Here is a 10,118-nt window from a genome sequence, read left to right on the forward strand (position 1 = left end):
CCGGGTGATCCTGGGGGCGCCGGTGCCCGATCCACTCAGCAAAGGCGTGTCGCAGGGGCCGCGTGCCTCGCCGTTGTCCGGCATGATCCTGCTCGGCGCCGATGGCTCCGAACGCGGCGGCTACGGCACCGCCGATGTCGGCGATGAAGCCATGCTCAGCCTGGACGATGCCAGCGGCACCACCGAAGTGTTCAAGGTCACCGCCAACCCGGATCGCGGCGCCACCCTGGTGATCAAACACCAGAACAGCACCGGCGCCATGCTCACCTCATGGCAGGGCAAGCCGGAGCTGATCTTCGTCGGCGACAACGGCCAATCGCACTACGTGCGCCCGAGCGCGCCCAGCGCGCCCTGACCCTCCAGCGCGTGGCGCAGGTCCACGGCCAACCGCCGCGCATCGGCTTCGCCCAGCATCGCCGTGGTGATGCGCAGGCCGTGCACGCCCGGCTGCACCGCGAACACCTCGCCGCCGCGCACCTGCCAGCCGCGTTGTGCCAGCGCCAGCACCAGCGGCTGGCTGTCAGCCGGTAACGGTAGCCACAGGTTCAGGCCGTCCATCACCGCAGGCGTGGCGATGCCCTGTTCGGCCAGCGCCTGCTGCAGCGTTCGACAGCGCTGGGCATAGTCGCGCCCGGCCTTGGCCACCCGCGCCATCACCCGCGCCGAGCCCAGCGCCGCCGCGGCTGCATCCTGCAGCAGATGGCTGACCCAGCCGGTGCCCGGCGCCATGCGCAGGCGCAACCGCGCCGCGGTGTCGGCATCGCAGCCCAGCACTGCCAGCCGCAGGTCCGGCCCCAACGCCTTGGACAGGGAGCGCACCAGCGCCCAGCGCCGCGTACCCGCGCCGATCACCGAGCAATAAGGCTGCTGCGACAACAATGCGAAATGATCGTCGACCAGCACCAGCACCTCCGGATGCCGCGCCAGCACCTGGCGCAGCTCGCGCGCGCGGCGGCTGCCGAGGCTGGCACCGGTCGGGTTGTGCGCACGCGGGGTCAGCAGCACCGCGCGCGCACCGCCCTGCAACGCCTGCGCCAGCGATGCCGGCAGCATGCCCTGTGCATCGATCGCCACCGCCGCGGTGGCGTGCCCGGCCGCGCGCAGCGTGTTGAGGCTGCCGAGGAAACACGGATTCTCCACCGCCACCCGGTCGCCCGGCAGCAACCAGCCGCCCAGCACCCGCTCGATCGCATCGACCGCGCCGTGGCTGAGTTCCACGGCATACCCCGGCGGGCAGTCCGGGTCCAGCTGCGCGCGCGCCAACCGCTCCAGCAATGGGTCGATGGTGGGCGCGCCATACAAGCGTGGCGCACGTGCCGGCAACAAGGCACGCAGTTCCGGCAGCCACTGCGGATCGGGGTTGCCGCTGGACAGATCGTGCAGCGCCGACCCGGCCGCGCTGCCTTCCTGCGCCCCGGGCGCGGGCGGCGCGGTCACCACGGTGCCACGCCGGCCCTGGGTCTGCGCCAATCCGGCCGCATCCAGGCGCTTGTAGGCCACCGCCACGGTGTTGCGGTTGATGTCCAGTCGCTGCGCCAGTTCGCGTACCGGCGGCAGCAGCTGGCCCGGCGCCAGCGCCCCGCTGAGGATCTGTGCGCGGATGCTGTCGAACACCGCACTGGCGGTCTGGCCGGTGATTTTCATTTTGTCCTATGCCAATATATGAATCGTCCCGGGACAGTGTTGCATGCGCGAGGCCGCCGTGCAGCTGTCCCCGTTTCCGGAGTTCCGCATGACCATCGCACGCCCCGACTGGCCGCAGGCCACCACTGTCGACGAGATCGCCCACAACCTGCACGCCGTGCGCGAACGCATCGTCCGCGCCTGCGAACGCGCCGGTCGCGACCCGGCCAGCGTGCGCCTGCTGCCGGTCAGCAAGACCGTCGATGAAGCGCGGCTGCGGCTGGCCTGGCAGGCCGGCTGCCAGGAGCTGGGCGAGAACAAGGTGCAGGAAGCGCAGGCCAAGGCCGAGGCCATGGCCGACCTGCCCATCCGCTGGTCGGTGATCGGCCACCTGCAGACCAACAAGGCGCGCGAGGTGGCGCGGTTTGCCAGCGAGTTCCAGGCGCTGGACAGCCTGCGCGTGGCCGAAGCGCTGGACCGCCGCCTGGAGCTGGAGCAGCGCGACCTGGAGGTGTTCGTGCAGGTCAACACCTCCGGCGAAGCCAGCAAGTACGGGCTGGACCCGATCGCGGTGGCCGACTTCCTGCAGCAGTTGCCCGCCTTCAGCCGGCTGCGCGTGCGCGGGCTGATGACCCTGGCCCTGTTCTCGCCGGACCCGACCCTGGTCCGCCCCTGCTTCGCACGGTTGCGCGACCTGCGCGACCGGCTGCGCCCGACCCTGCCGGAGGGGGTCACCCTGGACGAACTGTCGATGGGCATGTCCGGCGATTTCGACCTGGCCATCGAGGAAGGGGCTACCGTGGTCCGCGTCGGCCAGGCCATCTTCGGCGCGCGCGCCACCCCGGACAGCTTCTACTGGCCCACGCCTGCACCGGATGCAACGCCATGACCACGCCAACGCGCCGCCACGCCGTGGCCGTCCAGCATGTCGCCTTCGAAGACACCGGCGTGCTCGCCGCGCTGCTGGCCGCACGCGGCTGGCAGCTGAGCACGCTGCAGGCCGGCATCGACCCGCTCGACGAGGCCGAACACGCCGACCTGCTGATCGTCCTCGGCGGGCCGATCAGCGCCAACGACACCGACACCTACCCGCACCTGCCCGCATTGCAGACGCTGCTGCAGCGTCGTCTGCAGGCACAGCGCCCTACCCTCGGCATCTGCCTCGGGGCGCAGTTGATCGCGCGTGCGCTGGGCGCAGCGGTGGTGCCCATGGGAGCCCGGGAAATCGGCTTTGCCCCGCTGTCGCTCACAGACGCCGGCCTGGCCTCGCCGCTGCGTGCCCTGGTCGGCATCCCGGTGCTGCACTGGCATGGTGAAACCTTCAGCCTGCCCGCCGGTGCGCAACGCCTGGCCGCCACACCGGCCTGCGCGCAGCAGGCCTTCGCCATCGGCGCGCACCTGCTGGCCCTGCAATGCCACCCCGAAGTGGACGCCACCCGGATCGAAAGCTGGCTGATCGGCCATGCCGACGAACTGCACGACGCCGGCATCGATCCGCGCCAGCTGCGCGATCAGGCCGCACGCTACGCCGCACCACTCGCTGCCGCCGCACGCGACCTGTTCGGCGCGTGGCTGGATGCGTTGCCGGTGCCTGCGGTGACCGAAGCGGTGCCCGCATGAGCAGTCATCGCCTGATCGTGCACCAGCACGGCATATTGCTCGGCCGCTTCGACAGCGACGGTCCGCAGGCCCGCCACAACCTGCACACGCTCGCCGCGCAACTGCCCGCCGCGCAGGAATTCCAGTTGCAGTGGCAGCAGGCCATCGGCGAACAACGGCTGTTGAGCAGCGGGCCGCAGGGGCTGCGCGTGCTGGGCAGCGAGGTGGTTTACCAGGACATGCCCGCACCCCTGGATTGACCCCACGCCTCCGGCTTGCTGCCAATACAGCGTCCGCCGGCCGTCCAGCCAGGCGCCAGCCATTGTGGCTGGCCCACCGTTGGCGATCTTGTCGAGCAGGCAACACGGCGCCGCAAGGCGTTTACGCCATCGGCGGGCGGGCCAGTGTCTGCATGTGCTGCGCGTGTTCCTGGGCCTGCGCATGCAGCCACGCACGAAAGGCCAGAAACCCCTGGTGCGTCGAGGAGCGCGGTGGATACACCAGCCAGTGCGACCAGCGCGTTTTCAACCGGTGCGGCGACAGCGCGATCAACTGCCCCGAATCAAGCAGCAGCCGCGCCCGCGTCACCCGTCCCAACGCCACGCCGAACCCGTCCAGCGCCGCACGGTGGTGGGCTTCGGAATCGTTGAGCATGGCCACGTAGCGGCCCGGCGGCGTGTCGCCGGCCAGCGCGAACCAGCGGTGCCATTCCCCATCCGGGTCGCCCAGCAGCGGCCATTGCGATAGCGGGCGGGCGTCCACCCCGCCCATGCGCTCGACCAGCGAGGGGCTGGCCATCGGCATCAACCATTCGTCGAACAAGGGCTCGGCCACCAGCCCGGCCCACTGCCCCGCCCCCACCCGCAGCGCGGCATCGCACTGCAGGTGGCGCTCGAAATCGGTCAGCCGCTCGCTGGATTCCAGATTGAACTCGATCTGCGGGTGCGCGGCCACGAACGACCCCAGCCGTGGCACCAGCCAGTTGGAGGCCATCGACGGCAGCGCACTCACCGTCAGCACCCGGTCATGGCGCGCGGCGAACGGCTGGAACGCCTGCGCGATCGCATCCAGATGCGGCGCCACCTGTTCGAGCAGCCGCTGCCCTTCGGCGGTCACCGCGACGCCGCGCGGTTGGCGCAGCAGTAGCGGGTAGCCCAGGCGCTGCTCGAGCTGGCGCATCTGGTGGCTGAGCGCACTGACGGTGAGATTCAACGTTTCCGCCGCGCGGGTCAGGTTGCCCAGGCGCGCGGCGGTGACGAAGTTCTGCAACGCCTGCAGGGGCATCCGGGACATATCGACTTGAATCCCATTCAAGACCAGGTTGCGGAAATGTCGCTTTTTCGACCCGCATCCTGCACCTATCGTCAACGCTACTCAAGTGGAGGACGGAACATGAACATCTACGCCGGGCTGCTGTTCCTGCAAGGGCATATCACCAACACCGACCTGGCCCGGCAGCTGGCGGGGGCGCCGACGGCCGATGCCAAAACCGATGCGAGGGGCGCTGCACCCCGGGAGAACGAAAGGGATTTGACGCCTTCGCGGCCACGTTCCGCGTCGACCTGCAGCAACGTTTGATCCGGGCACCGCGTCAGCCACGCATGGCGTGGCCCTAGCCGGGTCGAGCGACATCGCCTGCGGACTCGGCACACGTCACCGTATCGCCGGTAGCGCCACGCCATACGTGGCTGCCGAACCCAGCGAACTACGGTGCCGATCCACTGGCCGGCAACAATCGCGGCTGCTGGTCGTACCATTCGCGCGCGCCGGCCAGGTGCCACTTGCGCTGCTGGCCCTGCAGCTCGATCCCGGCACCCAGGACGCCCCAGCGCAGGTACAGATCCCCCCGCCGCTGTGCATGCGCAAGATCGAGACGGGCGCGCAGCGACAGGCGTTCGTTCTCGGCCTGGAGGTCCTCCACCCGCAGCTCGCCACTGCGCCAGCGCAGCTGGCCGCTGGCCTGCACCTCGCCCGAATCGAGCAGGCCCAGCACCCAGCGCGGATAGGCGCTGCGTTCGGCGAACACCCCCAGCAACGGGCCGGCATCGCGCAGGCGCAGATCGGCCTGTGCATCCACCTGGAACGGCGCGGCCGCATCGATATGGCCCTTGCGCACTGCCACCGTCCCCCACCAGTTGTCTTCACCGCCGGCATCGCCGACGCGGATGTTGCGCAGATCGACCGTCGTACCGCCCAGGTCGAACTGCCTGGCGTCGAAATCAGCGCGCTGCACGCGTGCCTTCAGCTGTGCATCCCCGCGCATGGCGATGCCGGCCACCTGCAACTGCGCACCGCGTCCGCGCAGGTCGGCCCGGCCCGTGCCGACACGGCCGGCCGAATCCATTTCGACATCGCCACTGAGCAGGCCGGTGCCCCCGAGCAGGCGCACGTTGTCGTTGCCCAGGTAGCGGTTGTAAGCGGTCAGGTCCGGCACCCGCGCATCGTTGAAGCGCAGATGCGCGCGCATGCCGTCACGCAACTGCTGCAGGCGGGCGTCGCCACGCAGGGTCAGCGCCATCGCGCGCCCATCGAACAGCAACGCCTTCGGCGCGTCCGTCGGCGCGGCGCTGAACTGCGGAATCCTGACGTCCAGCTGTGCCTGGGCCGGCGCACCGGCCACGATGCTGCCGTGCGCGTTGGCATCCCCGCGCAACCGTACACCGGCGACCTCGGCCACGGCCGCCACCTGCGGGATGTCTAACGTGCTGCCCGGCGCGAGCTGGCCGTCGGCGATCTTCAGGTCGCCTTCCAGCAGCCCGCCGCCATCCAGGTGGAACCACGGCTTGCGCACGAACAGATCGGCGATCCAGTTCAACGACTCGAACTTCCACGCGCCCTGCACCTGCCCGGACAAGCGCGGCAGCAGTTCGGCCGGCGCCCGGAACGGAATCTTCGTGCCCGTCACGCGCAGGTCGGCGTGCAGTTCACTGCCGGTTTCCGGATCGCGCGGCAGGCGCGCCTGCACCCGCATGTCCTGCGCCACATCCAGCTGCAGGGACAGCAGGCCACGATCATCGGCATCGATGCCGGCATGCACCGGCACCCGCCACACCACCCGGCTGCCCGGCTGCAACGCGCCCTGGTCCAGCACCACGTCGGCGTTGAGCCGCGCGTTCGACGGCGTGCTGCCCACCTTGACATGCGGGCCGCCGGTGTCGATTTCCAGCGCCTGGCTGCGCGCGTCGATCTGCAGCTGGGCCCAGGTGATCTCGAACTTGCGCAGCCCCGGCGCCTGGTCACGATAGTGACGCGGGAAGTGGAAACGTGCACCCAGATGTGCCTCGTCCAGCACCTTCACCCCGTCGAAACTGACCGTGGCCTGCTCGAAGCCGGCGGTGGAATCGAACAGTTCCGATGGCCCACCCTTGAGCTGTTTGAGGAAGCCGACGTTGCCATGCCCCTGCCCCACGATCAGCAGCTTGCCGAACTGACCGCTGCGGATGGAATCGCTATGGATCGCGTCGAAACGCAGCGTCCAGCCCCGATCGCTGCGCGGCGGAGGCGGGATCGCCTTGTCCACCCGCTGGATGTCGGCCTCTACGCCACTGGCATCGATGCGCGGGATGCGCACCTCGCGGCGGAACAACGCCACCAGGTCGATCCAGGCACCGGCCCGGTCGGCGCGGAAGATATACACCGTGCGCCCGGCCTGCCCGCGCATGCGGATGTTCCACACGATGGCCTGGCCAGGCAGCAGGGTCAGCGCCGGCCCGGTCTGCATGGTGAATTTTTCAGGCTTGCGGTTGGTGACCGCATCGAACAGCGGCGTATTGAGGAACACGTTGCCGGCGACCAGATACAGCGCATAGAGCGCCAGCAGCGAGAACAACGCCAGGCGCCACGGCCGGGGCCAGCGCTGGACGCGCTCGGGAATCAGGGGCATGTAGGTAGGCGCGGGGCAGCAGAATGACCCGTGCACTATCGCCATCGGGGCGGCGCAGTCGCGTGAAGGCCCGCCCCGTCGCGGCCTCGCCAGTAGCGCCACGCCATGCGTGGCTGGCAGCGTTCATGACGCCGCAACGAAGCCAGCCACGCATGGCGTGGCGCTACCACCGGCGCACGCCCCTGCCGCCCTCAGGCCGGCAGTTTCGCAATCACCTTGATCTCCACATCGAACCCATACAGCCACGTCACCCCGATCCCGGTCAGGGTCGGGTACGGCGCCTGGCCCCAGTATTCGGGGACGATCGCCCACACCCGCTCGAAGATCCGCTCCGGATCGACCAGGAACACGGTCACATCGACGACATCCTCAAAGGTGCAGCCGGCCGCACCCAGCACCGCGTTGAGGTTGTCGAAGGCCCGCCGCACCTGCGCTTCCAGTTCCGGTTCGGGCGAGCCATCCTCGCGGCTGCCGACCTGGCCGGAGACGAACAGGAAGCCATTGGCACGCACCGCCGGCGAATACCGGTTGCGCTCATACAGGGCCTGCCGGCCCGGCGGAAAGACCACGTCACGGGTTGCCATCGTTTTCTCCCGGGCCGGTGGCCCGTTGTTGTGATGTGGCTACGGTAGAGGCCGCACCGGCCTGGATAAACGCCCCAGACCGGCCATCACTGTTTGTAGAATCCAAACAATCCTCCTCGAAAGGCGCCCCATGGACAGATTCGATGCGATGCAGGCCTTCGTCCGCGTGGTGGAGACCGGCAGCTTCACCAAGGCGGCCCAGACCCTGCAGCTGAGCCGCACCACCGTCACCCAGCTGGTGCAGCAGCTGGAAGCGCGGCTGCGGGTGCGCCTGCTCAACCGCACCACCCGCCAGGTCAACGTCACCGCTGACGGCGCGGCGTACTACGAACGGGTGGTACGCCTGCTGGCCGACCTCGACGATGCCGACACCAGCCTGTCCGGCGCAGCAGCCCTGCCGCGCGGACGGCTGCGCATCGACGTGCCTGCGCCGCTCGCGCGCCTGGTGCTGGTCCCCGCCCTGCCCGACTTCCTGGCCCGCTACCCGGACATCCAGCTCGACCTGGGCGTGAGTGACCGCGACATCGACCTGATCGGTGAGAACGTGGACGCGGTGATCCGCGGCGGCACGATGACCGATCAATCACTGGTCGCGCGCCGCATCGGCGACCTGCAGGCGGGCATCCATGCCGCACCGGCCTACCTTGAGGAGGCCGGCATCCCCGACCACCCGCGCGCCCTGCTCGACAGCCACCACCGCATCGTCGGTTACCTGCGCTCGCGCAATGGCAAGGTGCTGCCGTACACGATGCAGCGCGGCGAAGAGCGCATCATCGTGCAGGGTCGCCACCGGCTGGCGCTCGACGACGGTAACGCCTATCTCGCCGCCGGCGTGGCCGGGTTGGGCCTGCTCTGGCTGCCCACCTACATGGCCGCCCCGCACGTGGCCAACGGCGAACTGGTGCGTGTGTTCGCCGACTGGCACCTGGAGCCGATGCCGCTGTATGTCGCGTTTCCGCCGAACCGGCATGTCAGCGTCAAACTGCGGGTGTTCATCGAGTGGGTGGCCGGGTTGATGGCCACGCAGGCGCCCGTCGACACCCTGCCCCAGCGCTGAGCACTTACGCCTGCACGGCCCTCCAGGACACCCCATGCACCCTCGTTGCTGTATCGCACTGTTTGCCGGCCTCGCTCTGGGCAGCACGGCCCTGGCCCAGACCCCGCCTTCCGAACCGGCCCGGGACCCGCTGCTGACCGCACTGCTCGACTGCCACTTCGCCTACGCCCAGCAGCATTACCGCGGCAGCGCCAGCGCCACCGAGATCGCCGTCGCCGCAGCCTCGCACTGCGAACCAGCGCTGCAGGCGGCGGGGCTGGATACCTACCGGCGTGCGCTTGCCGCCGGCCTGCCTGCCGACAGCGCCGAGGCATCGCGGCTGAAGATGCTGGACGAACTGCGCGCGATGCTGCCCGGCTTCACCCTGGACAAGGTCATCGGGTTCCGTGCCGCTGACGCCGACCCGTGACTCCACGCACGTCGTGATGCACGCCTCGGTCAGCGCCCAGCGTCCGCATCGACGACAGCCGCACGCGCCTTGACCCACAACCCGAACACCTGCATCACCTCCACCACCGGCTGCAACCGCCGCCCGTCCCCGGTCAGCGCGTACTCCACCTTGACCGGCACCGTGGGATACACGGTGCGGCTGACCAGCCCGGCCTCTTCCAATGCACGCAGGTCCAGGGTGAGCATGCGCTGGGAAATGGCGGGAATGTCGCGGCGCAGATCGTTGAAGCGCTTGGGGCCATCGAGCAGGTAAGAGGCGATCAGCAACCGCCAGCGCCCGCCGAGCAGGCGCATCGCTTCTTCCACCGAGCAGCCGGAAACGTTGTCTTTCATCGAAGGGTTCGGAAGGTAGCAGGTAACAATTATGTACCTACACCACAGGATAGTGCCTTCTTCCGTTTTTATACCGCGCTCCTAGAATGCGCCAGGACGCCTCACACGGAGGCCCCTGCCGTCCTGGACACCGCAATGAAGCTCTATTACCTGCCCGCCGCCTGCTCGCTCGCGCCGCACATCGTGCTCAATGAACTGGGTATCGCCGCCACGCTGGTCAAGGTCGATCACCGCACCCATCGCACCACCGACGGCGATGACTACCTGCAGGTCAATCCGCTGGGCTACGTGCCGGCGCTGGAACTGGACGATGGCAGCGTGCTGCGCGAAGGTGCGGCGATCCTGCAGTTCCTCGCCGACCAGCATCCGGCCAGTGCACTGGCACCGCCGAACGGCACGCGCGCGCGCTATCGCCTGCAGGAATGGCTGAGCTTCCTCGCCACCGAGATCCACAAGGGATTCATCCCGCTGCTGTACGCCACCGCCGCCGGCAAGTACGTGGAGACCGCACGCCCGAAGCTCGCGCAACGTTTTGCCTGGATCGACGCGCAGCTGGCCGAACGCGAGTACCTCACCGGCGACACGTTCG

General features: G+C 69.2%; 12 protein-coding genes and 1 pseudogene. 8 read left to right on the forward strand and 5 right to left on the reverse strand.

Annotation, left to right across the window (positions count from 1 at the left end):
• Positions 1-355: pseudogene (locus tag RTO53_RS17700) on the forward strand (hypothetical protein); the annotation flags it as partial.
• On the opposite strand, the gene ptsJ reads toward RTO53_RS17700, so the two are convergent.
• On the reverse strand, positions 322-1,644 hold the full coding sequence (gene ptsJ, locus RTO53_RS17705; RefSeq protein ID WP_312239034.1) for a transcriptional regulator PtsJ: 1,323 nt from the start codon (positions 1,642-1,644) through the stop codon (positions 322-324). The pseudogene RTO53_RS17700 and the gene ptsJ sit on opposite strands and share 34 nt — an antisense overlap.
• A gap of 88 nt (positions 1,645-1,732) precedes the next feature.
• Between ptsJ and RTO53_RS17710 the strand changes: the two genes are divergently transcribed.
• The 3 genes from RTO53_RS17710 to RTO53_RS17720 are packed head-to-tail and all read left to right on the forward strand — an operon-like array spanning position 1,733 to position 3,482.
• Entirely contained in the window at positions 1,733-2,512 is a 780-nt protein-coding gene (locus tag RTO53_RS17710; RefSeq protein ID WP_312239045.1) for a YggS family pyridoxal phosphate-dependent enzyme, read from the forward strand.
• On the forward strand, positions 2,509-3,243 hold the full coding sequence (locus RTO53_RS17715) for a glutamine amidotransferase (RefSeq protein ID WP_312239035.1): 735 nt from the start codon (positions 2,509-2,511) through the stop codon (positions 3,241-3,243). Before RTO53_RS17710 ends, RTO53_RS17715 begins: the two co-directional genes overlap by 4 nt.
• A complete protein-coding gene (locus RTO53_RS17720; protein ID WP_312239036.1) occupies positions 3,240-3,482 on the forward strand; it encodes a hypothetical protein in 243 nt (80 codons plus the stop codon). The genes RTO53_RS17715 and RTO53_RS17720 overlap by 4 nt, the downstream gene beginning before the upstream one ends.
• 121 nt (positions 3,483-3,603) lie before the next feature.
• Here RTO53_RS17720 and RTO53_RS17725 read toward each other — a convergent pair whose 3' ends face one another.
• Complete coding sequence (locus tag RTO53_RS17725) at positions 3,604-4,515, reverse strand: LysR substrate-binding domain-containing protein (RefSeq protein ID WP_312239037.1); 912 nt, start codon at positions 4,513-4,515, stop codon at positions 3,604-3,606.
• A 99-nt stretch (positions 4,516-4,614) separates the two neighbouring features.
• Here RTO53_RS17725 and RTO53_RS17730 point away from each other — a divergent pair, with 99 nt between their 5' ends.
• Entirely contained in the window at positions 4,615-4,800 is a 186-nt protein-coding gene (locus tag RTO53_RS17730) for a hypothetical protein (RefSeq protein ID WP_312239038.1), read from the forward strand.
• A 127-nt stretch (positions 4,801-4,927) separates the two neighbouring features.
• On the opposite strand, the gene RTO53_RS17735 is transcribed toward RTO53_RS17730, so the two are convergent.
• Positions 4,928-7,105, reverse strand: coding sequence for a hypothetical protein (locus RTO53_RS17735; protein WP_312239039.1), 2,178 nt, complete (start codon positions 7,103-7,105; stop codon positions 4,928-4,930).
• A 191-nt stretch (positions 7,106-7,296) separates the two neighbouring features.
• Entirely contained in the window at positions 7,297-7,689 is a 393-nt protein-coding gene (locus RTO53_RS17740) for a RidA family protein (protein ID WP_312239040.1), read from the reverse strand.
• A 130-nt stretch (positions 7,690-7,819) separates the two neighbouring features.
• Between RTO53_RS17740 and RTO53_RS17745 the strand changes: the two genes are divergently transcribed.
• Both RTO53_RS17745 and RTO53_RS17750 read left to right on the forward strand, forming a co-directional pair.
• On the forward strand, positions 7,820-8,746 hold the full coding sequence (locus tag RTO53_RS17745) for a LysR family transcriptional regulator (protein ID WP_312239041.1): 927 nt from the start codon (positions 7,820-7,822) through the stop codon (positions 8,744-8,746).
• Between the two features lie 34 nt (positions 8,747-8,780).
• Complete coding sequence (locus RTO53_RS17750; protein WP_312239042.1) at positions 8,781-9,155, forward strand: hypothetical protein; 375 nt, start codon at positions 8,781-8,783, stop codon at positions 9,153-9,155.
• 29 nt (positions 9,156-9,184) lie between these two features.
• Here the strand turns inward: RTO53_RS17750 and RTO53_RS17755 are convergent, their stop codons facing one another.
• Positions 9,185-9,529 (reverse strand): helix-turn-helix domain-containing protein, encoded by a 345-nt coding sequence (locus RTO53_RS17755; protein WP_312239043.1) that lies wholly within the window; start codon positions 9,527-9,529, stop codon positions 9,185-9,187.
• A 135-nt stretch (positions 9,530-9,664) separates the two neighbouring features.
• On the opposite strand from RTO53_RS17755, the gene RTO53_RS17760 reads away from it, so the two are divergent.
• Positions 9,665-10,118, forward strand: a 454-nt coding sequence (locus RTO53_RS17760) for a glutathione S-transferase N-terminal domain-containing protein (protein ID WP_312239044.1), incomplete at its 3' end; no start/stop codon positions are given.

Origin of the sequence: Stenotrophomonas sp. (genome assembly GCF_031995405.1) — a bacterium.
In the GTDB taxonomy this organism is placed as follows: domain Bacteria; phylum Pseudomonadota; class Gammaproteobacteria; order Xanthomonadales; family Xanthomonadaceae; genus Stenotrophomonas.

Excerpts from the sequence above, each read along its gene's own strand:
- ptsJ (WP_312239034.1), bottom strand. The coding sequence starts at position 1,644 with ATGAAAATCACCGGCCAGACCGCCAGTGCGGTGTTCGACAGCATCCGC.
- RTO53_RS17710 (WP_312239045.1), top strand. The coding sequence starts at position 1,733 with ATGACCATCGCACGCCCCGACTGGCCGCAGGCCACCACTGTCGACGAG.
- RTO53_RS17715 (WP_312239035.1), top strand. The coding sequence starts at position 2,509 with ATGACCACGCCAACGCGCCGCCACGCCGTGGCCGTCCAGCATGTCGCC.
- RTO53_RS17720 (WP_312239036.1), top strand. The coding sequence starts at position 3,240 with ATGAGCAGTCATCGCCTGATCGTGCACCAGCACGGCATATTGCTCGGC.
- RTO53_RS17725 (WP_312239037.1), bottom strand. The coding sequence starts at position 4,515 with ATGTCCCGGATGCCCCTGCAGGCGTTGCAGAACTTCGTCACCGCCGCG.
- RTO53_RS17730 (WP_312239038.1), top strand. The coding sequence starts at position 4,615 with ATGAACATCTACGCCGGGCTGCTGTTCCTGCAAGGGCATATCACCAAC.
- RTO53_RS17735 (WP_312239039.1), bottom strand. The coding sequence starts at position 7,105 with ATGCCCCTGATTCCCGAGCGCGTCCAGCGCTGGCCCCGGCCGTGGCGC.
- RTO53_RS17740 (WP_312239040.1), bottom strand. The coding sequence starts at position 7,689 with ATGGCAACCCGTGACGTGGTCTTTCCGCCGGGCCGGCAGGCCCTGTAT.
- RTO53_RS17745 (WP_312239041.1), top strand. The coding sequence starts at position 7,820 with ATGGACAGATTCGATGCGATGCAGGCCTTCGTCCGCGTGGTGGAGACC.
- RTO53_RS17750 (WP_312239042.1), top strand. The coding sequence starts at position 8,781 with ATGCACCCTCGTTGCTGTATCGCACTGTTTGCCGGCCTCGCTCTGGGC.
- RTO53_RS17755 (WP_312239043.1), bottom strand. The coding sequence starts at position 9,529 with ATGAAAGACAACGTTTCCGGCTGCTCGGTGGAAGAAGCGATGCGCCTG.